This is a genomic window from Mesorhizobium sp. B2-3-10 (assembly GCF_006442275.1).
Taxonomy (GTDB): domain Bacteria; phylum Pseudomonadota; class Alphaproteobacteria; order Rhizobiales; family Rhizobiaceae; genus Mesorhizobium; species Mesorhizobium australicum.
Window position 1 is genome coordinate 46,140 of the sequence record NZ_VFVT01000004.1, and the last position, 25,234, is coordinate 71,373.

At 60.2% G+C, this 25,234-nt stretch carries 22 protein-coding genes; 16 read left to right on the top strand and 6 right to left on the bottom strand.

The genetic code is table 11. From position 1 onward, the window contains the following. Positions 1-1,501: 1,501 nt before the first annotated feature. Both FJ943_RS12900 and FJ943_RS12905 read right to left on the bottom strand, forming a co-directional pair. A complete protein-coding gene (locus FJ943_RS12900; RefSeq protein ID WP_140722023.1) occupies positions 1,502-2,095 on the bottom strand; it encodes an SOS response-associated peptidase family protein in 594 nt (197 codons plus the stop codon). Between the two features lie 179 nt (positions 2,096-2,274). Then, positions 2,275-2,910 carry an ABATE domain-containing protein gene (locus FJ943_RS12905; protein WP_224720484.1) on the bottom strand — a complete coding sequence of 212 codons (636 nt, stop codon included), beginning with the start codon at positions 2,908-2,910 and terminating at the stop codon, positions 2,275-2,277. 42 nt (positions 2,911-2,952) lie between these two features. Here FJ943_RS12905 and FJ943_RS12910 point away from each other — a divergent pair, with 42 nt between their 5' ends. The 6 genes from FJ943_RS12910 to FJ943_RS12935 all read left to right on the top strand — a co-directional run bounded on the left by FJ943_RS12910 (position 2,953) and on the right by FJ943_RS12935 (position 9,567). Then, on the top strand, positions 2,953-3,900 hold the full coding sequence (locus FJ943_RS12910) for an EamA family transporter (protein WP_140722026.1): 948 nt from the start codon (positions 2,953-2,955) through the stop codon (positions 3,898-3,900). A 775-nt stretch (positions 3,901-4,675) separates the two neighbouring features. Continuing rightward, positions 4,676-5,878: a plasmid partitioning protein RepA gene (gene repA / locus FJ943_RS12915; protein ID WP_140620207.1), complete on the top strand. Its 1,203-nt coding sequence runs from the start codon at positions 4,676-4,678 to the stop codon at positions 5,876-5,878. A gap of 80 nt (positions 5,879-5,958) precedes the next feature. Next, complete coding sequence (gene repB / locus FJ943_RS12920) at positions 5,959-6,924, top strand: plasmid partitioning protein RepB (RefSeq protein WP_140722029.1); 966 nt, start codon at positions 5,959-5,961, stop codon at positions 6,922-6,924. 156 nt (positions 6,925-7,080) lie between these two features. Beyond that, complete coding sequence (repC, locus tag FJ943_RS12925) at positions 7,081-8,421, top strand: plasmid replication protein RepC (RefSeq protein ID WP_140722032.1); 1,341 nt, start codon at positions 7,081-7,083, stop codon at positions 8,419-8,421. 295 nt (positions 8,422-8,716) lie between these two features. After that, positions 8,717-9,052, top strand: a complete 336-nt coding sequence (locus FJ943_RS12930) for an antitoxin Xre/MbcA/ParS toxin-binding domain-containing protein (RefSeq protein ID WP_140664019.1) — start codon at positions 8,717-8,719, stop codon at positions 9,050-9,052. After that, entirely contained in the window at positions 9,049-9,567 is a 519-nt protein-coding gene (locus FJ943_RS12935) for an RES family NAD+ phosphorylase (RefSeq protein WP_140663897.1), read from the top strand. The genes FJ943_RS12930 and FJ943_RS12935 overlap by 4 nt, the downstream gene beginning before the upstream one ends. Positions 9,568-9,668: 101 nt before the next feature. Here FJ943_RS12935 and FJ943_RS12940 read toward each other — a convergent pair whose 3' ends face one another. After that, positions 9,669-10,883, bottom strand: coding sequence for a site-specific integrase (locus FJ943_RS12940; protein WP_140722035.1), 1,215 nt, complete (start codon positions 10,881-10,883; stop codon positions 9,669-9,671). A 125-nt stretch (positions 10,884-11,008) separates the two neighbouring features. Here FJ943_RS12940 and FJ943_RS12945 point away from each other — a divergent pair, with 125 nt between their 5' ends. From FJ943_RS12945 to FJ943_RS12965, 5 genes are all read left to right on the top strand, one after another. Further along, a complete protein-coding gene (locus FJ943_RS12945) occupies positions 11,009-11,962 on the top strand; it encodes a DUF1403 family protein (protein WP_140663892.1) in 954 nt (317 codons plus the stop codon). A 2-nt stretch (positions 11,963-11,964) separates the two neighbouring features. Then, entirely contained in the window at positions 11,965-12,657 is a 693-nt protein-coding gene (locus FJ943_RS12950; RefSeq protein WP_140663889.1) for an SMC-Scp complex subunit ScpB, read from the top strand. A 231-nt stretch (positions 12,658-12,888) separates the two neighbouring features. Further along, positions 12,889-13,731 carry a hypothetical protein gene (locus FJ943_RS12955; RefSeq protein ID WP_140663886.1) on the top strand — a complete coding sequence of 281 codons (843 nt, stop codon included), beginning with the start codon at positions 12,889-12,891 and terminating at the stop codon, positions 13,729-13,731. Continuing rightward, positions 13,728-14,156 (top strand): hypothetical protein, encoded by a 429-nt coding sequence (locus FJ943_RS12960; protein ID WP_140663885.1) that lies wholly within the window; start codon positions 13,728-13,730, stop codon positions 14,154-14,156. The genes FJ943_RS12955 and FJ943_RS12960 overlap by 4 nt, the downstream gene beginning before the upstream one ends. Positions 14,157-14,259: 103 nt before the next feature. Next, positions 14,260-15,066, top strand: a complete 807-nt coding sequence (locus FJ943_RS12965) for a hypothetical protein (RefSeq protein ID WP_140663882.1) — start codon at positions 14,260-14,262, stop codon at positions 15,064-15,066. Positions 15,067-16,848: 1,782 nt separating this feature from the next. Here FJ943_RS12965 and FJ943_RS12970 read toward each other — a convergent pair. Genes FJ943_RS12970 through FJ943_RS12980 form a run of 3 tightly spaced genes read right to left on the bottom strand, consistent with a single transcriptional unit; the run spans position 16,849 to position 18,509 of the window. Next, positions 16,849-18,024 carry a ThiF family adenylyltransferase gene (locus FJ943_RS12970; RefSeq protein WP_140663880.1) on the bottom strand — a complete coding sequence of 392 codons (1,176 nt, stop codon included), beginning with the start codon at positions 18,022-18,024 and terminating at the stop codon, positions 16,849-16,851. Beyond that, positions 17,999-18,271 (bottom strand): multiubiquitin domain-containing protein, encoded by a 273-nt coding sequence (locus FJ943_RS12975; RefSeq protein WP_140663878.1) that lies wholly within the window; start codon positions 18,269-18,271, stop codon positions 17,999-18,001. Before FJ943_RS12975 ends, FJ943_RS12970 begins: the two co-directional genes overlap by 26 nt. 16 nt (positions 18,272-18,287) lie before the next feature. After that, the gene (locus FJ943_RS12980; protein WP_140663875.1) at positions 18,288-18,509 is read right to left on the bottom strand and encodes a DUF2188 domain-containing protein; all 222 of its coding nucleotides are present in this window, start codon (positions 18,507-18,509) and stop codon (positions 18,288-18,290) included. A 154-nt stretch (positions 18,510-18,663) separates the two neighbouring features. Here FJ943_RS12980 and FJ943_RS12985 point away from each other — a divergent pair, with 154 nt between their 5' ends. From FJ943_RS12985 to FJ943_RS13005, 5 genes are all read left to right on the top strand, one after another. Continuing rightward, entirely contained in the window at positions 18,664-18,990 is a 327-nt protein-coding gene (locus FJ943_RS12985; protein WP_140663872.1) for a helix-turn-helix transcriptional regulator, read from the top strand. Then, on the top strand, positions 18,987-19,895 hold the full coding sequence (locus FJ943_RS12990; RefSeq protein ID WP_140663870.1) for an ImmA/IrrE family metallo-endopeptidase: 909 nt from the start codon (positions 18,987-18,989) through the stop codon (positions 19,893-19,895). The genes FJ943_RS12985 and FJ943_RS12990 overlap by 4 nt, the downstream gene beginning before the upstream one ends. A gap of 37 nt (positions 19,896-19,932) precedes the next feature. Next, entirely contained in the window at positions 19,933-20,340 is a 408-nt protein-coding gene (locus tag FJ943_RS29600) for a hypothetical protein (RefSeq protein WP_181174547.1), read from the top strand. Between the two features lie 384 nt (positions 20,341-20,724). After that, positions 20,725-22,908, top strand: coding sequence for a DNA/RNA non-specific endonuclease (locus FJ943_RS13000; protein WP_140722038.1), 2,184 nt, complete (start codon positions 20,725-20,727; stop codon positions 22,906-22,908). Between the two features lie 41 nt (positions 22,909-22,949). Then, complete coding sequence (locus FJ943_RS13005) at positions 22,950-25,196, top strand: hypothetical protein (RefSeq protein WP_140722042.1); 2,247 nt, start codon at positions 22,950-22,952, stop codon at positions 25,194-25,196. The last annotated feature ends 38 nt before the right edge of the window (positions 25,197-25,234 follow it).

The window sequence follows — 25,234 nt, forward strand, 5'->3', positions numbered from 1 at the left end:
GCCTGGGTGATTTCCATCTCCCTTTAGCTGCTAGCCTGCAAACCCTCATCGTAGCCCTTTGAGGCAAACGCTGGGTGTCCGCCACCAAAGCATGGCGCAGCGCCGATGCCTCCGGCGCGCGGCACGCTCATCGCGGGGCTGTCAAATCCACATGCAAGCAGCTTTTGTTAGCGCGAGCTACATCTTTCATTGGACACGAGCTGGAATGGCCGGCGCGGTCTGGGATGTTGGGATGCGGGCCGCACCGGCCATCGCGGTCGGGGGGCCTCCCGCAAGGCTTGGTATATCTTATATTAGCTACAGCGCAATTAAGCCTATCGGACGACCACCACCATCGCCGGGACCGGGAGGGATCGAGTGCAAACCGAGCATTGCGGACTTGCTGTTCAGACCTGTTTGGAGAGCGGAACGCAGAGGCTGAAGGACGGCATGCTAGAGCAGCGTCGGGAATGCCGACTGCGGCGACTCGATACAGCACGATCCCTCCCCTCGCGGCAGCGAGCTGGAGCCGTCCGGAGCGGGACGTCGGCAGGGCTCGTCGGCGGCCCTAGCCCTTTCGTCATGCGTTAGATGGTGCCGTCATACCGCCATATAGCGACGCTGGAGTAGAGAGAATGGGGATGGCGCAAGATTGCCGTCCCAGGGTCGGCGTCGTGCTCGACTTAGAGGAACTCGCAGGCAATGTGTCCCTACCATCTGAATGTTCTTATGGCCGCCAAGTCAGCATATATCCGGGCGCGATCGCCATTGTGCTTCTCGACGAGCGCCTGTGCTTCTTGCCTGCTGAGCTTTCCGAGCTTCATCAGAAACTCGAATTCGTGCTTCGGTACGGATGATATCAGGCGTTCGAGTTTGGCTCTTTTGGTCTCGTCTGCGGACATAGCGATGCTGAACTTACTTTAGGGCTGCACTCAATGACGCTAAGCACAAGTGCCAAGGAAACGCCAAAGGCCAGGCCGAGCAATATGTTGTTTCTTGGTACATCAGGTTTCCTCGGATACCAATGCGCTTTATCTCAGACCCGGCGACTCAAGTCCCCCGATGCCGATGGCTCCAATCCGCCAAGCAGATCGTCTGTTCATCGTTCCGCACGACATTTCTGGTATCGCTAAACAAATTTACTGTCAGGCAGAATGTTCCCTCTAGTGCGGGTTCGAGACCCAGGTAACCGGATTCGCCCCCAGAAGCTGTTTTGCAGGCAAGGGAAAGAAACGCAACGACGACGTGCTTTGAGCGCGCGATCTGCTACCCTTTTCCATAGGCGACATTTGCGTCGCCTCCGTGACGATCAGGCCCGCCGATGCACGCTGGCTGGATCGTGTCCCGAACGTGGTGTAGCTGTCGGTCGCCGTGCTCTCCGGCATTGGCCGGGCTGGTCTGCGCCACGGCTGGAAAGAAAATGCCACCGCCAACCAGGCTGGCTGACGCCGCGCCTGTACGCAGTCGTGGGCCTGTCACCGAACAGCAGGGGCTTCAATCTGGGCCCCGCCAGCAGCGCTCATCAGTCGCTTCCTGGCCGAACCGTTTCAACATGCAGTGTGCCTGCAGGCGACGGTTGAAGCAGCTCCGCTTCGGTCTTGGTAAGGTAGATCCAGTGCGCCCAGTTATGCGGGCTCAACACGACGATCTGCCGGTCGTGATAGGGCCCAACGTCTGGTCCGGGACCGGTTGTCAGCATCGTGAAGGCCGCTGGCGCTCCGCCCTGCCCTTCCCGCCAGATGCCGGCGATCGCCATGAACGGCTCATCATTCATTGTGAAGCGATGTTTGGCCTTCGGATATTTCTTGCCCGTGAACTCGAAGAATGCCGAGGCCGGAATGAGGCAGCGGTTGCTATTGGCAAAGCTTCGGCCTTCGGAGCGGAAATTGAAAACCGGTCCGCCGCGCGGGCTCGATGGCGGGAAGCTAAAGTTCATAGGCACCAGTTCGATGCCATTGCCGGCGGCGCGCATCACCGGGCCGACATCGTTGATCTTGATGTCGTCGGCCTGGGGCAGATCGCCTTCGCTCTGCCCGGTAGGCATCCCGAGTTCGAGCCTCTGCATCATCTTGCAGTATTCAGCCCACAGAATGTGTTGCTCGTAGTCGTTGCACATAGTGTCTGATCCAGCTTGCGCGATGTAGGATACGACCTTACACCCCTCCGGCAAACCCCATGCCAGCTGGTATCCTGTCACTGAACTGTGGCGAAATGGCCCGCTACAGTTGACGCTATGATAGGCGTGACTCAGGGCCACCTGCTTTTACAGCAACATCTGTGGGGGCTGCCATGGCGTCAGTTCCCGGTTCGGGTCTCGCGGATCCTGGCATAATGGCGCGACGCCTTGGCGCGGTTGCCGCAGTCTCCCATGGAACACCAACGACGGTTTTGCGCCCGGCTCTCATCGATGAACAACCAGCCGCAGCCGCGATCGTCGGCACATTGCTTGACCCGTCCTGCCCGCGGGCCGGTCATGAGTTCAGCCGCGGAGATGGCGATCGGCGTGCAAAAATCGAGTTCATTTGGATGCGAGCCGTTCCAGCCGAATTTCCCGGCACGCCATTCCAGCAAAGCGGCTGGCCTGTGATGCAGAAAACGATTGAATGCCTGGACGTGGTCGGCAACGGGACTGACATTTCTGATCTGTGCCACCAGGAGTGCATAGATCGTCTCGCGCAGCGCTATGGCGCTTGCATATGCGGTTTGGGCCCCTTGAAAGTGCCCTCCCCTCCCCCGCGTGAGTTCAGCAGCATCGTTGGAAATGCGCACGCCGTTTTCATCAAGCCAATCCAGCAGTGCCGCGGTCGTGGGAAGCCGCTCCTCAGTGGCTTGCCGCAGGCGCCAGGCGACCGTGTTGACAAAGCGGATCGCTAGATCCTCCTTTGCGACATCGGTCGGCTGCCGCTTTTTCAGGTTGTGCGGGGAACCCAAGCGCGATCTCCGAATTCTAACCTCATAAGAGGTTTTACGCCTATGAAGCTCCCCAGCGCAAGTTTTCTCCTGATAGCTGCCTTCGGCGCCATCTACTTCATCTGGGGCTCGACTTACCTGGCCTTGACGCTGGCCCTGCAATCACTGCCGCCATTCCTGCTGATGGCGGCGCGCTGCCTGGTCGGTGGTCTGATCGTTTTCATCATTGCCGCAGCATCCGGTGCGAGACCTCCGTCAAGGAGGTCCCTGCTATACGGCGTCATATGCGGATTACTTTTCTTCGTCGGATGCCACGGCATCCTTGCCAACGTTCAGCAGCGTGTTCCAACAGGCCTGGCCGCAATCATGCTGGCGACCATTCCCTTGTGGATTGCGGCGCTTCAGACAGGCCTCCGACGTCCCGATCGGCCAAGCCCCTTGTCACTGACCTTTCTCGTCCCCGGTGTCGTTGGCGTTGCGCTGATAGCCTGGGAAGAAGGCGGTGGCGGAATCGGGGCGGTGCACTTCATCGACATTTTCTTGCTGCTTGGCGCGTCCCTGTCCTGGAGCGTCGGAACGGTGGTATCCGAACAGTCCCCAACGTCCAGCAGCCCATTGGTGATGTCTATCATCGAATTGTGGGCTGGCGCCGCTGCCTTGGCGGTTGTCGGTGCCGCCAAGGGTGAAGTGAGCCTTTTTCACCCCTCCTCGATCACGGCGTTGTCGGTCGCTGGGTGGGCATACCTCACCGTTGCCGGAACGGTGATCGCCTTTGCCGCCTACATCTGGCTGCTCCGCAAAGTCACGCCGACCTTCGTAGCGACCTATACCTTCGTCAACCCCATCATCGCTGTGTTGCTCGGCTGGGCCTTTCTTGCGGAGGTTCCGTCGATATGGATGGCGAGTGGCGCGCTCCTCGTGATCCTTTCCGTGAGCGGCCTGCTTTTCACCAGCTCCGCTCGAGGTGCCAGGAGACCAAACAATGCCCGGACCGAAATTGCCGTCGACTAGCGGCACGTTCCGATTGAGGCTCGGCATCGCAGCGGCAGTGTCTTGCAATGTTGCCTGCTCGGAGCCGAGAACGCGAACGCGGGCCAGAGGCCGTGGACGAAGCCAATGACTCGAGCAGCAACAGCTTGTCCGGGGTATCGCAGATGACAGGGTTGAGGAGGCACAAGGAAGCTATCACCAGGACCTATATCGTCTACGAGCCGGTAATCGCATTTGGTCACTACAACGCAATTTAACCTGCGCGATGCGCTGGCTTATGACACGGCGGGGCTGGCGCTCATGACCGTCTCAGCAGCCGTCGCCTTGGCAGCAGCCGCTTGTCGCCAGCGGCGCGCCTGGCATAGAATGGCCGTCCGGCACGCGTTCGCGCTGCGTTATGCCAGGCGCTTGGGCCAGTCAGCCGTGAACTTGCAGGGCTGCTGCTGATCAACACGCCTGGCCGCCAGGTCATGGGTGCGGCTGACTGACACCAGGGCCCCGGCCCCATGCACAGATATCTCGCCCCCGGGGTCGAATGACTCCCGTTTTCCCGCCGCTGGAGCGACAGTGGTGGCAACTTTACTGTTTGTACTTTACTGCAGTAAATTTCCACAAAAACCTAAATCGAAACAGCGTGGTAGCTCTCTCCAGCAGACGTTTTTACCGGCGTGTTGACCGCTCGGGCCGTTAACCTCCTGTTAACCCAAAAGCTCTTGCTCGGGATGGCGAATCGGAGCTTAATGGCGGTTGTTGGTCTGTTTCCCACCAAAAAGCGCCAATTCAGGTTTCCGGAAGTATGAACATCGCGATGCGGTTGCCCAGCTTTGAGTTTGACGACAAGATCCTCGAGCACGGGGCGGAGATATCGCGTCGGCTCAATCAGCTGCGCATGGAGAAGTTTCCTCCGAACGCCACGAAGACCCTGCGCACCTTCTCCATGGCCGAGGTAGCGCACTATCTTGGTGTGTCGCAAAACAATCTGAAGCGCCTCCATCTCGAAGGCAAGGGGCCCCTGCCCGAACAAGCGCAGTCGGGTCGACGCTCTTATACGGCGGACCAGATGCTGGAGCTTCGCCATTTCCTCGACCAGCATGGCAGGACGGAGGTTAAGAAATACGTCCCGCACCGCAAGCCTGGAGATAAGCTGCAGGTCATCGCGGTGGTCAATTTCAAAGGAGGAAGCGGCAAGACCACGACCGCGGCTCACCTCGCCCAGCACCTGGCACTTACCGGCCATCGCGTGCTTGCCATCGATCTCGATCCGCAAGCGTCTTTGTCGGCACTTCACGGCTTCCAGCCGGAACTCGACCGGAACCTCTCGCTCTATGAGGCGATCCGCTATGATGCGGAGCGTAGGTCCATAGCCGACGTCATCGTCCCGACGAATTTCCCCGGCCTCGACATTGTTCCTGCAAATCTCGAACTTCAGGAATATGAGTACGATACGCCGTTGGCAATGCAGGACAAATCATCCAATGCCGGCCGCCAGTTCTTCTTGCGCATAGCCAGGGCCTTGAGTGACGTCGACGATCGCTATGACGTCGTCGTCGTCGACTGTCCCCCACAGCTCGGCTATCTCACCTTGACCGCCATGTCGGCCGCGACGTCGGTGCTGATTACGGTTCACCCCCAAATGCTCGATCTCATGTCCATGAGCCAGTTTCTGCTGATGCTCGGCGGCATTCTGAAAACCATCAAGGGAGCCGGAGCCGAGATCCAACTCGACTGGTTCCGTTATCTGATCACCCGTTACGAGCCCACCGACATCCCGCAGGCCCAGATGGTGGGCTTTATGCAATCGATGCTGGCCGGCCAGATCCTGGAACATCCGATGCTGAAGTCGACCGCCATATCGGACGCCGGGCTTACCAAGCAGACACTCTACGAAGTCGAGAAATCATCGTTCACGCGCACGACCTACGATCGGGCGATGGAATCGCTCGACGCGGTCAATTCCGAAATCGTCTCGCTCGTCCATCGCGCGTGGGGGAGGGCGTGATGGCGATGAATTTTACTGCAGTAAAAACGCAGATTTTTGTCCACAAAATCAGACTGGTAGCTGATTTGAGGAGGGGCTGAATGGCGCGCAAGGACATTTTCGATAGCGTGATGGGGTCCGCTGCGGTGGAGCAGACCAGGGATGTGTCGAGCTACGCTGTTCGCGGCGCATCGCGATCCATCATGCAGTCCTTTGAAGAGCTGTCGAAAAGCTCGGTTGTCGATCTCGACCCAGAGCTGGTGGACACCTCGTTTGTGTCGGACCGGATTGGCGAGGATGAGCAGGAATTCTCCGAGTTGGTGCGGGCGATCCAGGAGCGCGGACAGGATTCGCCCATTCTGGTCAGGCCGCATCCGGCTTCCCCCGGGCGCTACCAGACCGTGTTCGGGCATCGGCGCGTCAGGGTCGCACGTGCGTTGGGGCGCCCAGTGCGAGCCGTTGTCAAGCAAATGGACGATCGCGATCACGTCGTCGCCCAGGGCCAGGAGAATGCGGCTCGCGCCAACCTGTCCTTTGTCGAGCGGACGCTGTTTGCCGAGCGCCTGCTCAAGCAGGGCTATTCGGCCGATATCGTTAAATCGGCCTTGACGCTCGACGATACGACCTTCTCCAAGATGCGGTCCGTGTCGAGCAACGTCTCCGAATCCGTCATCATGGCCATCGGGGCGGCCAAGGGGATCGGCCGTGACCGCTGGTGGCAGTTGGCCAAGCTCATGGAGCATCCGGCCAATGCCGCCAGGGCGCAGGCGCATGTCCAGTCCGCCCAGTTCCAGCAAGCCGGCAGCGATGCGCGGTTCCAGGCCCTTTATGAACTGCTGGCGGCAACCGTCCACGGTGCGAAATCGACGCCGACGAGGGCCGTGGAAAGGGCCTGGGCGACAAAAGACAATTCCGTAAAGGCAAGGATCACCGATACTGGGAAGGTTTTCACCCTGGCTTTTAAATCCAGGGAGGCCTCGGCGTTCGGTGCTTTCATTGCCGGCAGGCTCGAGGAACTGTTCGAGGCGTTCCGAGAGACGGAATCCAGGAAGACAACAGGAGACTGAACCGCAAAAGAAAAAGGCCCCCGAACGTCACCGTCACGGAAGCCCTTCTCAGGTCTGTAGCAAGCCGAGAATCGCAAATCCGCGAATCACTGTCAAGTGCTATTAGGCGTCGTCTGGCGAGCAGATTTCTTTTGTCTGACTAGAGGCAAAGGGAAAATGGTTACGCATATCTCAACGACGCCCTTTGGGCGGCGGTCAATGACGCTTGCCCAGATGGCAAGCCAGGCAGGTGCAAAGGCGATCGACCGAACGACTGTGGTGCCTAAATGGCAGGCGTTTCGAGACATCACAGAGGCCAGGGACGCCATAGGCGCGACCGATCGTTCGCTGGCGATCCTCAATGCGCTGCTGTCGTTTCACCGTGAGGATGATCTTTCCGGGGAGGGGGGCCTGGTCGTGTTTCCCTCCAACGAGCAGCTGATCCGGCGTGCCAACGGCATGTCGCCGGCGACGCTTAGGCGCCACCTGTCCGTCCTTGTGACGTGTGGCTTGGTGATCCGTCGTGACAGCCCGAATGGCAAACGCTTTGCTCGCAAGGGGGAGGGCGGGCAGATCGAGCAGGCCTATGGCTTCGACCTTGCGCCAATCGTGGCTCGTGCCGAGGAATTCAAGCAGTTGGCGGCCGCCGTGCAAGCCGAGCGGAAGGCCTACAGGCTGGTCAAGGAGCGTCTCACCATCTGCCGGCGCGACATCGTCAAGATGATCGATGCAGGGCTCAATGAACAGGTTCCGTGTGATTGGCGCCGGTTTCAGAAGCGGTATGAGGCGGCGGTCGCTCGATTGCCGCGGACAGCCTCACGCCAGTTGCTGGAGTCGGTTGCCGACGAGTTGGAGGACATCTGGGCCGAAGTGCATCAACTGCTGGAAACATTCGTTAAATCACAAAATATGAACGCCAATGAGTCCCATTTCGAGCGCCACATACAGAATTCAAACCCAGACTCTCATTCTAACGATGAAACTGAAGAACGCCAGGATAACGAGAAAGAAGCGAGCGGCAGCGCCGGGCACGATAACAATGTGCACAGCCTGCCCAAAAGGGAGTTGCCCCTGGGAATGGTGCTGGACGCCTGCCCGGAAATCCTGAACATGGGCCGCGGCGCCCAGATCCGAACCTGGCGCGACTTTGTTGCGGCGGCCGAACTGGCCCGGCCCCATATGGGGGTCAGCCCCAGCGCATGGCAGGAGGCGGTCCAGGTGATGGGGCCTGAAAACGCGGCTATCACGATAGCTGCGATGCTGCAGCGAACCGACCAGATCAACAGTCGGGGCGGCTATCTCAGGAACCTGACGGAGCGGGCTCGCAACGGCCAGTTTTCGGTGTGGCCGATGGTCATGGCGCTGCTGCGTGCAAGGCTTGATGCAAAGACCAGCCAGAACGCCGGCAAGCCGCTCTGGAAGGACAGCGCGCATCAGGATGGGCCGGCCAGCGGCCCAAGATCCGCTGAGATCAGCGAGGCACTGCGGCTCAGCATGAAACGGAAAGGCTGGGATTGATTGGGGAGGGACGGGCCTGGTCGTTGATCAATCCCGCTCAAGGCCAAGCTGTTTAGCCGGTGTACTGGGTCACGTGCTGTCACGTCGTAAGTCGAGGCAGGGGAATGCTCTTGATCAGCCGCGAGCGGGCCATCCAACAGCCTCGTCGGTGGTCGCCTCGGTTGCGAGACTTGATGCTAACGTTAAAGTGCCTTATGTTTTGCCTAGTATTTGTGACGTCTGATATGACAGGATGTAAGCTGTGGGCCACGCACTCAGAAAAATCGCCCCGAACGCACCGTTGGTTTTGCTTTATATGGATCCGGCCGGGAACATTGCTGTCGACCAGGTGGCGGATGGCTTTGGAATGTCCAAGGGCCAATTGGCCGAGACGGCCGGCCTTGCTCGCGAGACCCTTTATCGATTGGAGCGCAGCCGCGCCGCCAAAACACAGGGGCGACTTCGTGAGATGCTTGAGATCATCAGCCGCGTGACGGATTGGGCGGGGGGAAAGGACCAGGCGATGGCGTGGTATCGAGCCCAGCCGCTTGCGGCATTCGGAGGGCGCACCGCCGAAGCGCTCGTGAAAGAGGGCAAGGCTGGTGCCGTTCGTGACTATCTCGATCACATGGCGCTTGGCGGCTTTGCTTGAGGTTCGTTGGAACCTGCTACAGGGCACATGATCCGCGTTGGGCTTTCAAACCGACTTCCGGTGAGGGAGCCGCGATCAGGGGTGCGCGCTTTAATCCCAAAGGTGTGCCCGCACTCTACCTGGCCCTGACCATCATGACGGCGGTCAAGGAAGCCAATCAGGGCTTCGCGCATCGGATCGATCCGTGCGTGTTGTGTTCCTACGAGGTTGATTGCGAGGCCATTGTGGACCTGACAACGGGGAAGGGGAGGGGAGAAGCGTCCGTCACGCTCGACGAGGTGTCGTGCGCCTGGGCGACGGCGCTCAGCAACGGGGAACGCCCGGCTTCATGGGATGTCCATGACCGCCTGCGTTCTCGAGGCATTGCCGGCATTCTGGTGCCAAGCTTTGCGCCGGGCGCCGAGGCAGAAGATTGCAATCTCGTGCTTTGGGATTGGGGGCCAGATCTGCCGCACAAGGTGACGGTATTCGATCCGAGCGGACGGTTGCCGAAAGACCAGCTATCCTGGCTATGACGGCCCTTTAACGAGTTGGCGGCTTGCGGCGCCAACTCAAACCAGATCGTCATCTGGTCTTTCTGGACATCTGGTTCGGGGCAGGGGAGGGCGCTTTCCTGCTACAACCCGCTCGCTTTGGTGAGATTGACGCGGAACCGATCGCGACGGCGCTGGTATTTGCGGGTCATTTCAGCCGAGGTGTGGCCGAGCTGCTTTTGCACATGGCGCTCGTCGACCTCGGCTGAGGAGGCCAGACCGGCTCGCAGCGAATGTCCCGAAAACCTTTGGCCGCGTTCGCCTTCCGGCAGATCACCCCGCACGCCGGCAGCAAGTGCCGCGCGCTTGACCAGCCGTGCCACCTCCTGGTCGTTGAGCCGCTCGGCGCCGACCGCCTTGCCTTGGGCGGTGACACGGCGAAACAGCGGCCCATAGCCTATTCGTGCCAGTCTCAGCCACGCCTCCAGGGCCACGATAGGGCAGGTGGCGTCCGCCGAACCGCGGCCAATCTCAACTTCGCGCCAACCGGTCTTGCCGCGCAGCGTGACCAGGACGCCTTTGCCAGGGAAGAATTCGATCCAGCCACGACCGTCTTCGGTCTGGTCACGGGCCACGTCGAGCCCGACGATCTCCGAGCGGCGAAGTCCGCCCGCAAAGCCAAGCAGCAGCATGGCGCGGTCGCGCAAGCCGCGCAGCGTGCCTCGATCGAGCGTCTCCAGCATGGCAATGAGATCTTCGGGGAGAATGGCCTCCTTCTGCACAGGTGGCTTGGCGTGGCTGTTGCGAATGCCGGCCAGCACAGTGGCGATATGCCGGTCTTTTCTGTCCAGCGGCTGACCGCGCTGGGCATAATTCCAGGTCAGCGAGGACAGACGCCGTTCAATCGTCGCAACCGTTTTTTTATCCCCTCCAGACCCAGAAGCCAGCGCCGTGATGTAGAGCCCGACCATCTGCGGATCCGGCGGCATCGGGTCAAAATATTGCCGGCGGCACCAGGCGCCAAAGTGCTTCCAGTCTGCGGCGTAGGCGCGGCGAGTGTTGGCCGAGCTCGCCGCCTCGACATAGTCACGGGCGCGCCCAGCAAGCGCCTCGAGATGCGCCGGCAGGCGCGGATTGGCGACGTCCGGAAGAGGGGAGGGAGCTTCGGCCGGCGGTTCTTCCGGCGTTGTCCCCATCGCCAGGACGACGTCGATGATGTCGGGCAAGTCGTCAGCGATCGCGTCCTGCGGCTCGACCGACAGCCGCGCGCCCGCATCGTCGTGCGCAGCCGTGCTGTGGGACGGTCCGGAGCTCTCCTGAGAGTGCTTTTTCGGCTTTTGCTCGATGAAAACAGCCATTTCTCACTTAGAGAGCAAAACGAACGATAAGGCAACATTATCATTCGTTTTATGTTGCCGACAGGCTGTGCGTTTTGGCGCGAAAATTATGGCACAAAGCGCACGAGCGCTTTACGCTCCAAATCATGATTCGCCTCGATCCCGCGACCGCCAGCTCCTCCGCGCCGCCCGCCGTTCCGGCCTGGGCGCTCGCCGCCGGCGGCGCGCCCAGCGACGCCTACGCCGCCTTCCAGGCCGGCGCCGCCTTGGGCACGCTCGACATGCTCGCCCGGGCGCAGCCTGCCTGGGCCGGGGCTTGGCGTCAGCGGCTGGCGCTGAAATGTGCCACCGCCAGCATGCGGCTGGCTGGCCGCGCCGAGGACGAAGCCGCGTTGCGCGATGCCTGGCACCTGCGCCGAGCCGGCGCCGATCCCGGTCCCGCCGGCGCGATCCTTGGTGCCTGGCGGCAGTTTTCCGCGCAGCCGCCCGTCGCTACCCCTGACCGGCTTGCCAAGATTGTCGAAATGCTCGGGTTCGCCTGGGACGGCGCCGCGCTTGCGGCGCTCTGCACGGAGATCGAAAAACTGGCGCGGTCGTCGCGGCCGGCGCCATTCGCCGCCGCGGCGATCGCCGCTCACACGGTCGCCATGCGGCCCGATGCCGAGCTGTTTGCCTGGTGGCTTGCCGACCTGGTGCTGGCGCAAAGCCTGCGCTGGCCGCGGCCGCTGCCACTGTCGATGACGCAGGCCTTTGCACCGCCTTTTCGCGCCGAGTCCGGCAGCAAGCGCATCCGCCCCGGGGAAAAAAGCTTTGAGCGGGCGGTCTGCGTGGCGCTGGCCCACGCGGCGGCGGAGGCCTGCCGGCTGGCAACCGAGATTGGCCGTCGGGCCGAACGGCTCATTACCTTGGCGCCGAAGCTCAGAGCAAAGGGGGCCGGCGATGTCATCCAAAGACTGCTCGACGACGATGCTGTTTCTGGCTCGCTGACGACCAAGAACCTGTCGCGTTTTGCGGCTCGACGCCTATTCGAGCGGCTGCAGCAACTCGAGGTCGTGCGCGAGCTCTCCGGCCGCCCCAGCTTCCGGCTGTTTGGACTGTAGCGATGAGCGAAGCGTCTGCTCGCCGCAAAGCAAACGATCAGCCGCCGTTGCTGGACACGGAACTCGAACATTTGCCGGCCGAGCTGCGCTGGCGCGAGTGGATGGGCCGGGTCGAGGCTGTGATCTTTGCGGCAAATGAACCGGTGACACGTAGTGTCCTCGCGCGGGTGGTGGGAAGAAACTGCAATCTCGAGCTGATCATCGACGACATCCGCGCCGAGCTCGCCGGCCGCCCTTACGAACTGGTCGCGGTCGCTGGCGGCTGGCAGCACCGGACCAAGAAGGTCTTTGCCGACGCCATCCACGTCGCCTTCGGCACGCCGGCGGCGGAGGGTGCAAAAGAGCTGACGCAGACGGAGGCGCTTGTCCTCATGTGCATTGCCTATTTCCAGCCGATCACGCGTGGCGAGCTGTCGAGCTTTTTCGGCAAGGAGGTGTCGCGCGATCTCATCGGCGTGCTGCGGGCGCAGGACCTCATCGCCTCCGGGCCGCGCTCGCCGCAACCGGGCGCGCCCTACACCTATGTGACGACGAAAAATTTCCTGTCGCAGTTTGGGCTCGACACGTTGCGCCAGCTGCCGGATTTCGAGGCGCTCGAGGACGCCGGGCTGCTGTCGAAGGAGAAGCTGCTGGCCGGTAACATCATCCCAGGGTTTGCAGATATCGATGGCGCCAGCGCCGCGCTCGACGAATAGATGATCCCATCACGGCGGGACAATCCACGCGATCTCGCCGCTCGTCAGATAGAAGATTGCGCCACGCACGCCGTCTGGGTCCTTCGCGTGACGGAAGGGAGGTGGCGGCACGCGTCCGCTTGTCGATGAAGGTCAAGCAAGATTGCAGTTTTCGCACGTTCTGGCACATTGATCCGCCAGGTAGGGGGAAGACAAATGTACTGCTCGCGGCTTTCTATACTGGCTTTGGTCTTGGCTTCGGGTATTTTTCCGGCTCCGGCTACTCAGGCAAAGGATTGCAAGGATGGTGATGCCCCACAGCCTCACCATGTAGGCAACTTCAACTTTCTTACCAGTTCCTGGGTCGAGACGGTGGACAACATGCGGCGCTATGTTTCCTGCGTCTCCAACCTCGACCCGAATAGCGACCTGATGGTGACGTGGTTCATAGCAGGCCCTTTCCAGTCGTACGTTCCAGCGACGGAAGAGGCCAAGACACCGCGGATGAGCGACGACCTGAATCCCAGGCCGATCAACGGCTGTATCGAGTACGGCCACAGCGGCGAGCGCACGCCTGCGCAGTTCATGGGGACAGCGCGCGACGATGAGCGCAACGACGAAGGCGATTTCTGCAGGCATGGCGCAACGGCCAAGCAGGTAAGCTCTTCGGATGGCGAGCTCCCCCCAAAAGGCTGGACGGACGAAGTGCGCATCTTCTTTCCCAGTGATCCTGACAATTCCCATGACTCCATGCTGGAGCTAGTGGGGAGGATAGGACTCCGCACCGAGGGGACGAGGCACTTCAAGACGTTCTTTTCGTACTCCGCGAAACAGTATGCGGGGCGGACGAAGGGCAATATCGACGATGTGAAGGTCGTGCCGAGATTCCCCGAGCAGGAGCAGTTTTTCGCTCCGGCATTCTTTGCGACCAACAAGGATGGCGTGCCGCTGTCTGCCGACGGGTCGGTCGAATGGAACGTGACCGGCGATTTCAAAAGCTGGGCCCCGGTGCCCGCCTATTATGAATTCCGTGACAAAAAGGACCGTCTGTTGTCGGCGATTCCAATGCCCCTGTTCGGCGAACCCAAAAAATGAAGATCTCGGGTTTTCTCGGAACGCTCGCCAGTGTCACGCCTAGTTTGATCATCTCATTTGTCACAGCGTGGTTTGATGTGTTCACGGGCACATCGATCCTGCGACCTCAATATGCTGGACACGCAGAGCAGACCGGCATTGCCATCGCATCCTTCCTGGCCATCGCCTGCGCACTGTTGTTCCGAACAAGGGCCGCCGACAGGCTAATGACCACTGCGTTGAAGTTGCTGCTGATAACGGTGATCCTTGGTATTTTTGCTATAGGCTGCTCCGTCTACCTAAACCATCCAAGGTCGCGCGTGCTCCAAGAGTTGGTCGTGCCTGTGTGGGATCTCACCGGCGTAGGCTGCATCGTCGCGGCAACGATGACGATCCTGTTCGCCACCATGTTTGCCCTTGCACAATGGGCCGAGCCTGTAGACTAGCCGTCGCCAACCTGGAGGGCTGGTTCGATAAAACTCGCCACGACACCACTCTGGTCACTGCCCTCTCTCTCTCGTAACAAACGCCGGAATCGAATGACCCGTGATGAACAATTCCGCCACCCCATTGTTCTCGTATTTGCTGAAGCCGCAGTTTCGGCTGAAATCCCCGGACCGCGTCCTCTCGGAAGCAGACTTCGATCTGGCGCGGATCACGGTGGAAGATTTTCGGTTCGTCACCAAAGAGATGACGGAAAACCTGGCGGAGGTGCCTGCCGAAATCCGGGCGCGAAGCACTATTTTGCGACGCCTGCTGTCCGAGAAGGACTTGTTCAATATGGGGCGCCTGTTGCCGCCGAGCACTGAGTTGAGAGTTCGCGCGCGGATGCTGGATTTCAATCCGATCCATCCTGCCGTGCTGGTGACGTGCGGCAACTATCCTTGGGCCGGGGACCGCCTTGAAGGTGTGGCCGCTGAGTTCTCCGTGAAGGGGGTGCCACCGTTGGCTGGAGCCATCTGGAGCTATCGCGACAATGCCGATGTCTCTCTTTCCGAGTATCTGGAAGGCCTCGCGATTGCGGTTTTGGGGACACCGGTGCGAAGGCGAGAAGTCATTAAATACGTAGCGGACAAGAAGGCCGCTCACGTCTCAGATCGTCGGAAGCACGCAAGCGAACAGGCAATTGATCGAGCCTGGTCGCACATGTCGATCACCATTGAGAGCTCTCGAAGGGAGAAAGTTCAATTGAACCACGTCTACCTTGAGCTTCTCGCGACGATTGAGGCGTTAAGATCCAGCCCATCGATCAATCATTATATTGGTGAACTCGGAAAATGGGTGAGGTCAGCGGAGATTATCTATCCGGGTGCAGCGAAGACCGTGGACGTAAATCTGCCCATGAGACCGCGCTAGGAGACGACTTGAACACCCGTCGCTTGCGGTGCCCGAGCCCGAAGCGGATGTTCCAGTTGAGGCCGCAAGGTCTAAGGCGCGTATTCAATTGGGCCGAAGCCATAGGGACGCTCTCGGCAACGCGAAAACCTCCATCGAATTCCTCGATCGCCTTCCACGAGGACAGCGATGCCAACAAGGTCGGCCCAGCGGGCTAAAGAGTATGACGAACCAGGGCGGCAGTTTTCGGGTCGTCGACGCAGTAGACCGGGAACGCGCTCCGGAGTCTCGCAAGGTGGCTGCTCCAGGTTGATACCTGCCGCTCGAATTTTCCCGCTTCCAAACTCGGAGGGGAATATCAACAGCCTCGGCATCGAATCGACTACAGGAATTTCGGCTCCCGCCGCAATCCGGGACACAATGTTGCCGAGCCGCGGGAGCGCTGTTTCTCTGCGAAGCCCCGCAGCCATCTGATGGATGGTCTCCAAAAGCTTGCACGTCTCGACATAGGCTGCGGAAGCCGCGTCCCGGTAGGCGGGGGCGGCTGAGGTACTTGTTGTAAACCTGCAGCTGCCGGATGACCTCTGGATTGCTCCTGCTGCGCAGCCTGCTGTCGCCCAGAGTTTTCGCCTCCCAGAAAACGATATCGATGCGTCCGCCAGGGCCATCCTCCAATGCTACCATGTCCATGCGTGGAGCGTATTTGCCTGTCCGTTCCGGTGTGCCCGCGCCCGTCGACTGTTCCGGCCACCAAGGAATTCCCATCTCGAGATCTATGACGACGTCGTTTGCCGCGACGACGCATTCCATGCCGGACTTTTCATAACCGGAATATTTATCCGCTCGCCTGATCCAGGCCGCTATGGTCTGAAGCCCTTGGTACGGGACTTCGCTATTGTTTCCCGATCTGTAGCGGACGGTCCCGTCGGACAGGGTCATGTACGCTTGGCCGGGCACGTCGTCGAAAACGTACTTGGTGCACCTCCAGCCTGGGCCGTGCCATCCTGTCTAGGGACACTCTGGCGACTGATTGTCCGCAATGATAGAAGTTGAGGTATTCGTCGCGGACCGCCAGTCGCAGCTGTCGGTGCCCCTCCAAGCTGTCGGTGCCCCTCCAGCGGCGCTCCCGACGGCGCCCAGGATCGCGGAAGGTCCTGCCACCAATGCCCTTCCGGCCGCATCGTCAAAGCCCACAAGGATTCGATTTTCTTTTCGCTCAAACCTCGCACAAGGACGCCCGGACCCTTTGCCATCAAACCTCCTGCCAAATCCCATCTTCGGTACGGGCGACGTTCTGGAACAGCTCCTTGAAGCGCTCCGGAAAGAAAGTGCGGATCGGCACAAGCCTTGCAGCATTCACCGCAGCCGCGAACCGCTTTAGGTCATAGATATCTGCGTGCCCTGATGGCAACGGCTAGCCGAGGCCAATCCATCCGAGAACCGTCTTCCATACCCGTATCCACCACCTCGGCGTCCGATAGTAGGCTTCGCGCCTACGGTGGTCGTATTGCAAGGCGGTCACGGCCTGGGCAGCGCTCATGGAAGGCGCCCAATGAATCTTTCCGTCAGTGATGATGTAATGAGACCGGCAGGGCAGCTGTCCGTTGCCGATTGACGGCCAGACGGTAGGCTTTCCATCGCGCTCCCTGACACTCCACCCGGCCGGCCCGAGGGGAATCGAACCCTTGCTGCCGCAACCGCAGGCGCACAGGTGCACGGCGATCTTGTACTCGTCGGAGACGTACAAAACACCGGCCTCCGGCTCCCCGGGAACGTAGCGGACCTTCTCGAGGCGGAGTTCCGTCACTCGAGGGGCTCCGCAAACAGGTGTGGCATGACGGTGTTCATCAGCAATTGATAGGCCGGCAGCGCGTGCGCGTAAAATCCGCAGTGCTGCTTGTAGCGCAACATGGCGATGCTTGCGTTGAGGGCGTTGAGTTCGGCGATCTGGATGTTGAGCCGATACTCGTCGCCCGGCGGGTCCGTGAGGGGCACCAGCCCCTTGCCGCGGACTTCGGCGGCGTTTTCAGGCAGGAACGTGGTCGTGCGGACCATGCCGGCGAGTGCGCCGTTTTGGCGGACCAGCCCCATTCCGACATCGATGAAGGGAATGCCCAGACGCATGAGGAGGTCGAAGATTTCCGCCCGTGCGGTACCCTTGTCGACGCAGACGAACGCGAAGGTTACGCCTGCGAAGTCCGCCTCGCAGTCGCCGTCGATGGCTTTGACCTCGAAATGCAGCCCCTTGCGGAAGTTCTCGTAGCGCTGCCGGTAGACCTGCGCCTTCGGCTTGTCGAGCTCGTCCTGCAGCAGCCGCCCGGGTGAGCGGAACGCATTGTGAACGTGAAAGGGCTTTGGATCGAAGCCCCTGATTTCAAGCACATTGGTCTTCACGAGGAAGTCCAGCACATAAGCGCCGGTGCCGCCCAGTCCAATGACGGCGACCACTTCACGGGCGAACTTCGCGGCAAGGTCGCCGATCAGCGCACGGCTGGTCAGGGTGTCGCGAAAATGGAAAACACTTTCGGGGCCGGCATCCTCGTCGACGTTGAACGTGAAGGGGTTGGCCTCAGGGTATTTGTGAATAGCTGGCCCCGAGAGGATTGACAGGTAGTGCTCGATCTTGACGAAGAAGTCGGGCAGCCCGCCTGGCGGCTTGTTGGAAAAGGACCGCTGCACCACCACATCGGCCTTGGCTAACGTCACGCTTGCGGCGCCGCCGCCCAGAGAAGGTATCGGCTTGCCGTCAAGGCCGTGCGGCACGCCGCCGGCGAAAAACACCTGATGATCGACGGGTTCAACCCGCTTGCCATCGATGTCCTTGAGCACGGTCACAATCGCGCCCCAGCACAGGCTGCCCTCGACGTCGAGGTACGGGATGTCCCTTACGACAAGGTAATCGCTGTCGAGCCGGAGCGCGTAGCCCCGGTCGATCAGCTTTTGGATGTCGGCATTATGACTCGCTAGTTGGAATAACATGGAACTCCATCTCGTTCTTCGCCTTGACCGACCCGCCGGGCGCCAAAGTGCCTTCCTTGGGCTTGTCGCCGCGGGTGTAGGTCACAGAATAGATCGTCTGCGGATGCTGCGGGTAGGTCGGGTCGAAATACGTCACTACTTCCGCGTAGGTCAGGTCGTCGTTCTTCGGCACCTCGTGCGCGGTTCCGTTCACCACGATGGTGATGGTCTTGTCGTGATCGTCCTTCTTGTCGGCGGCGTCAGTCATTGTGTGTTTCCTTCTGTTAGCCCTTGGGAGGGTAGGGGTCGTTGCCGTACGAGTTGGAGTCGCGGATCTGGCCATTGGGGCGGTGGATCACGACTTCGCTGTATTGATTGATCGCGATGGCCCGGGCCGAAGAGATGGCGTCGGCCTGGGTGGGGTGAAGGGAAGTTGCACGGCTGTTGCCGGCGCCGAGCACCGCCCATTGTCCGTCACGAGGTACCACATGCTGATTTTTGCCCATGAAAGTCTCCGTTAAAACCTGTTTGCTACAAACTCGTACAACTATATCGTACGGTGAGGCTTGCGTCAATGCCCACGGTATGATGTTGTAATGCCTTATCAGACGGCGTGCCGCGCAAGCGTGCGCGCCGATATGACTCGTGGAGAAGGACTGAATGGTAGAATTGGCCGTCAAATTGAAGCAGCTGCGCCTGAGGAAGGCGAAATCCTTGCAGGAGGTCGCTGATGCGGTGGGGGCCTCCAAGGCGCATATCTGGGACCTCGAACGCGGCGCCAGCAAGAACCCGTCGCTGGTCCTGCTGAAGGGCCTTGCCGACTATTACAAGATTGGCGTGGCTGAATTGGTGGGTGAAGATCCGACGGGCGCAGAGGAAGAGCCTGACCTGATTGCCCTTTATCGCAACCTAAGCGAACTGGAGCCTGAGGATCGCGAGACCATAGCGCTCATTGCCGAGCGGCTGAAAGCCAGCCGAAAATCATGAAGATCACGCGGATGGACCTTGCCGACGCGGGCAGCCCCGAGCGCCTCGTTCTCGAGATCCTGAAGCTCGAGCCGCAGCTGCCGATTCCGGTGCCGATCGAGGAATTGTGCCTGAGACTGGACATTCACGAAATCGTGCCACTCACGACGCATAGCTATGAAGGCGGGCTCGTCACCACGCCCGACAAGTTCAACGGATCGATTCTTTTCAACGAGGCAAGCCCACGGGAGCGGCGGCGCTTCACCATCGCCCACGAGCTTGGGCATTTTCTCATCCCGTCGCACGTACCCTCGGCGGAAGGCCGCTTCCTGTGTAAGTTGCAGGACATGCGCGAGCTGAAGGGCGGGGAGTCGGACCGGCGCCTGAAAATGGAAGTAGAGGCCAATCGCTTTGCCTCGCAGCTCCTGATGCCGCCCCCGAAGTTCCGGATGGATGTCGCGGTCGGCAAAGACCCTGACATCCGCCAACTGTCGTCCATCGCCAAGAAGTACGACGTCAGCAAGGAGGCGGCCGGCCGCGCATACGTCAGATTTCGCGAAGAACCTGTCGCCCTCGTCGTGACGCAGAACGGCAAGTTGTTGCGCGACTATCGCGACTCGCTCAAGTTTCCCCGACTTGCAATCCCGACCGGGGCCATGGTTCCCGCACACTCGCTGCTGCATCGCCGGAAGCATGAGATGGGCGTGCCCAGTGAGATCGACGAGACTGACGCCGGCGTGTGGCTCCCTGTCGAAAGGGGTCGCCAACCCGCGCCGCTCTATGAGCAGATTCTTCTGCAACGGCAAGGTTACGCGCTGATCATGTTGTCGCGGGACGCAGTCGCCGCCGATGAGGAAGATGTTGACGAGGAAGCCGAAATGACCTCGGCAGAACGGCTCAAACGCCGCCTGTTTTCCGACCGGTGAGGACTCGCCTCTGGATCTCGCCGGGAAATCCAAGGGATTGGTGGAAGCCGTCACTTCATGCGGTCCGGCAATCCATCCAAAGAAGGTCGGCATCGCACTGGAATTCGGCAATCTCGCGGTAACCGTTCAGCCATTCGACCACTTCCTGGCCTTGGGCGGCGGGGGTGTCCGGCTTCCGCTGGTACCCACGATTTCACATCGGGCGCTGCTTCGATCCTTGGATGGCAGACCCCTGAAGGCCGCCAAGCTGTATGAATTCCTCGGCCAAATATGCTCCTTCCTTCGATTCGTAAAAGGGACGCGGGTTGGATATGGTGAGGTCCGCAATGCTGCAACGCACTCCATGCGGTCGTTCATCAAGTGGGCAGCAGGTGGCACGACCGCCAACGGGCAGACCGAATTGAAGAGCAAGCATTGCTGGCATCTGTTCCTATCCTGCTACTAGCCGACGCGATCGCCGGGCCAAGGATGGGTACCTGTTGACTGTTGAGGCACGGGGAGAGCTCGATCTGGAAGGGCAAATGCAGGCGATATTGCACTCGATGCTGCAGGGATGATCCGGCCTCGACCAAGTGATGGCATAAACCAGACTGTTCATCGACTGACTCAATATTCACTGCGACAGAGGCCCGACTGGGCAAAGCTGGTGAGTCCACAAACAGTTGGTGGCGATGCCTCGGCAGTGGCGGTCCGTCTTCTGGCGCTCATTGACTGCCTACAATGTCAGGTGAGCCGACAACCTTTTGTAGAATCTGCCGCTTGTTTGTTACAGCAACAGCTGCGACATTGAATACTTGGCGGCGCAAGTATTTTTTTGAAGGGGGGTATTGTGAAAATCCGCGAGGTCAAGGAGGCGCGCTGGGAAAGCGGTGCGCCGGCTATCTCCAGCCGACAATCGGTCGCTGCCGTGAGCAAGTCGGCGCGAGCGCAGCTGGCCGCAGCGGATCCAGCCATCGTCGCCATCCGCAATTTATCGTCCGAAGGACAGCGTCCCACGCGGATCGAGATGGAGGCGATGATCGAAGATTTCGATCTTGTCGATGCCAACTTCATTCCTCGCTGCAATCTGATCATGAACTGTATTGCCCGGTTGCAAATCGACTCTGAGCGGGGCCGAGAGCAAGCAACCGGATTCCTTGTCGCACCTGGCCTGTTGATGACCAATCACCATGTGCTTCCAAACGCGGAAGCGGCGATTGGCGGCCTTGCACAGTTTGGCTACTGGCACGACATAGCCGGCGGGGACAATCCGACCGTGACCTTTGCGATGGAACCCGACCGTTTCTTCGTCAACGATAAGGAGCTCGACTTTGCGGTGGTCGCTCTCTCTCCGACGGCGACCAACGGGGTTGCGCTGAGCGAGCGCGGTTACCTCAAGCTCAGCCCTGGCACTGGCAAAACGTATGAGGGCAAGTTCGTCACCATCGTGCAGCACCCCGACGGCGACTATATGCAAATAGCGCTCCGCGAGAACAAGGTCGTCACGGCGTCCCAGGAGGAGTTCGTCATCCGCTACACTGCCGACACCGCTCATGGCTCGTCAGGTGCGCCAGTATTCAACGACAGCTTTCAGATCGCGGCGCTTCACTCTGGCGGCCGGATCAAGCGCAACGAGGCGGGCCAATTCCTGCTCAAGAGCGGTGAATATGTCGCGAGCGTCGACGATCGCGATGAATCAGATGTGGTCTGGGAGTTCAACGTCGGCATTCGCATCAGCCGCATCTGTGCAATTCTACCCGAGATGGCAGCGGCGCAACCGGGGAGTTGGCGACCGGTCGTCGAGGCGGCAATGGCGGGCGGCGACGTGCTTAGCGCTGCCATCGCCAGAAAGGGCAACAGCAGCGCGCCGATTTCGGATGGGAGGGAAGGTAAATTGGTCGAGGAAGTGACGCAAAAGCCTGCAGTCTCCGCAGCCGGATCGGTGAGCGATGGTTTGGGCGGGCTTATCCTGCCGCTGGCCCTCAGGGTGAGTTTGGTCGGCGCGCCTAGTGACGTCGCGCCTGTCGTCACGGCGCCAGAGAAAACGACCGTCAAGGCCGAGCCGCTCGTCGACTCTACCGAGGCGGCGACATTCCAAATTCCGGTGATCTTCGACAACCTGCCGAGCCGCCAGGGCTTCAAGCGCAAGTTTCTGGGCAAGAGCGCCCCCATGCCCAAGTTGACGCCTCAGGGGGAAGCAATCGCGGCACCGCTTCTCGATGGTGGTGGGACCGAGCTGAAGTACAACAAGTTCTCGATCTGGATGCACGCCGAGCGGCGTATAGCGCTCTTTACCGCGTCCAACGTCGACTGGCGCGACCGGCCAAAAACTGTCGACGAAAAGCCGACTGACCGGGACACGCTCTGCGGGTTCCCTCCGGACAAGAGGATCTACGAGCAATGGGTGACTGATCCGCGGATCGCTGCCAGACACCAGCTCCCCGACATTTTCTTCACCAAGGACTACTACAAGCCCGGGTCGGAGGCAGGCGCATTCGACAAGGGCCACATCGTGCGGCGCGACGATGTGTGCTGGGGCGACACTTTCGACGACATCCAGATGGCCAACGGCGACACTTTTCACGTCACCAACTGCTCACCGCAGATCGGTGCCTTCAATCAGGCCCCTAAGGGAGAGGATAACTGGGGCGATCTCGAAGTGTTGGTCCAGAAGCAGACCGGCCCTGACAAGGACAAAGAGAAAGTCGTGATCTATGCGGGTCCAATATTCGGCGCCAAGGATCGTTGGTTCAACGGACGAGACGACGACGGCGGTATCCGCGTGCAGATACCGCGCGCCTATTGGAAGATCGTGGTCAACAAACAAGGCAGCGCCGCCGGTGCCTACGGCTTCGTCCTCAAGCAGGATGTTATCCCGTTCACGGAGGATGAGTTCAAGATCACGCCCAACTGGAAGGGCGAGCTTGAGCGCATCAGCGCCATCCAGGACGCGATGCGTGGTTGGATCGACCTGTCCGAACTGATCGCCATCGACAAGTACGACGAGGCAATTTCCAACCCAGACATAAAGTAGGTCCGTGTGTGAACAATAGGCGGATGAGTGGAAGGAGAGAGTTGAGGCACGGAATTGGTACTCAACTTAGAGCGAAGTTTCTACAATGGAAAGGCGGCCTCACCACCCGCCTGAGGCTTGTTCGCGAAGCCAGAGCACCGGTAGTGGTTGCCGCCGTTTCTGCCGCGGCCCTGACTTTTCCCGAGCAGACTCATGAGATTTACCGGGTTCTTGCTTTGGATACACAAGGCCAGGTCGGTCCGTTGATATTCGCCCTTGTGGCGCTGCTGAGCCTGGCGGTCGGACTTTCGCTACTCGGTTTGGCCCTCACGCAACCTGGCAGTCGATTTAGAGCGGCGTTGGTGGCTGTGATCGCTTTGCTACCATTTCTGGGCGCCGCCAGCGGGCTTTTCCTAGCGGGATCGAGGACAAAGGTCATGGGCGCGGGGCAACCTGCCGGCGCGCTCGATGGGGCCTTTTCCGCAATCTTCGATTCGATATCCGACCTTCCCTCGAACCTCGTGTTAGCCGCCCTCTTAGTGGCATTTCTGGGTGCGCTGGTCGCAGCCCTTTTCCTGTGCGTCGGGCGAACGTTCCGTCCGCGTTTTGTTCGGATCCTCGGTCCGATATGCGGCTTGGGCTCAGTAGGTTGGGTCGCGTTTGCACTTGCCCCGTACCGACTCCCTGTATTGTTGGGCAGCATGGCCATAGTGCTCTTCTTTTTGCTGGTTACAGGAGGGTTCCTGAGCGTCCTTTTTCGGTTACGCGACCGTTGGAATATTCCCGCTTTCTCCATCCTGCTGATCGTCGCTGTCTACCTTTCGTGGTTGAACGTCAGCGACAACCATATTCCGTCGAAGGTGCGACGTCCCGAGGGTGCCGCAGGTGTTCAACCGACTGCCGCAGCGCTCTATGCTTGGCTCTCGGCTCGCGGTGACCGCGATCATTTCCTGAGTTCGGGACGTCCATATCCGGTATTCATCATCTCCGCGGCAGGCGGCGGGCACTACGCCGCAGACTTTGCCGCCACATTCCTTGCTCGCGTTCAGGATCGCTGCCCAAGCTTCTCCCAGCACATCTTCGCAATAAGTTCGGTTTCCGGCGGTTCAATCGGCGCGGGCGTCTTTGCGGCGCTAGCGAAGTCGTTTGCCGCCAACGGGCCCTGGGCCGAATGCGCCGTTGGTACGATGGCCCCGGGCATGTTCGAGCGAACCACGCGCCAGATTCTCGATCGCGATTTCCTCGCACCAGTGATGGCGTCGATGCTCTTCAGCGATCTGCCGGCGACGTTAGTTCCAGCGTTGATTTCGCGCCACGATAGGGCTGACGTCTTCGACACCGGACTCGAGCGCGCATGGAGCGATGTACTGCCGGCCATCCAGAATCCGCTATCTGCACCCTATTTGGGTTTCTGGAGGCCAGATGGTGCTGCGCCGGCAATCTTGGCGAACACGACTCAGGTCGAAAACGGTATGCGCGTGGTGGTGGCACCGTTTATGTCAATCGACGGCCCGCTGGAGGCAGGCACACTCCATCAGAGAGCGCGCTACACGCGCTATTTTAACGGCGAGCTCGTCGATGACGGATGGGAGGCGTTGGGTGCAGACGAGGACATTAAGCTTAGCACCGCACTGGGGCTGAGCGCCCGTTTTCCGTGGGTCATGCCGGCGGCCCGCTTCATCACCAGCAGAACCGAGTTCCGGCTGGTCGACGGTGGTTATCTTGACAACTCCGGCGATGAAACGGCGTTTGACCTTATCATGGAGCTTCGTCAGGTTCAGCAGCTAGGTGGAAAGCTCACGATTGGGCAGGTGCCCCCTTTCGAAGTCCATTTGATCACGCTCACGTCGGAAGGCGTTCTGCGGCCGGGAGCAGTCGAGGGATTTGGTGACCTGCTTTCGCCAGTGCGCACGCTCCTTGCCTCGAGGATCACGAGGGCCGACATGGCGACCCATCGCATCAGGACGCTTCTAAACCCCCAGCACGGTTCGACAGCGGGAACCACAGGCGATTTTTCCTCACCGTCTCCCCTCGTCAAACTGAATGCCGCATTGTCCCTGCCGCTCACATGGCAGCTAGCCAATGCGACGCAGCGAATGATATCGGCTCAGGTCGGTGATGCTGCTTCCTGCAGGCATGCGGCTGTCATCGAGTTGCCCGAGTTGCGTGCCGGCACACCGCCATCCGATGAAGAGTTAATTCGCCATATCAGTGATGCTGCTCTAACCAACAGCTGTGTCGCATGCTCAATCAATTTTCGGCTGTCAGGAACCGCCGCCCCGATGGGACGGCCTTGCTCCAGTCCGTGAGGCGCAATCGCATTAGATATGACTTTAGCGGGCGTTAT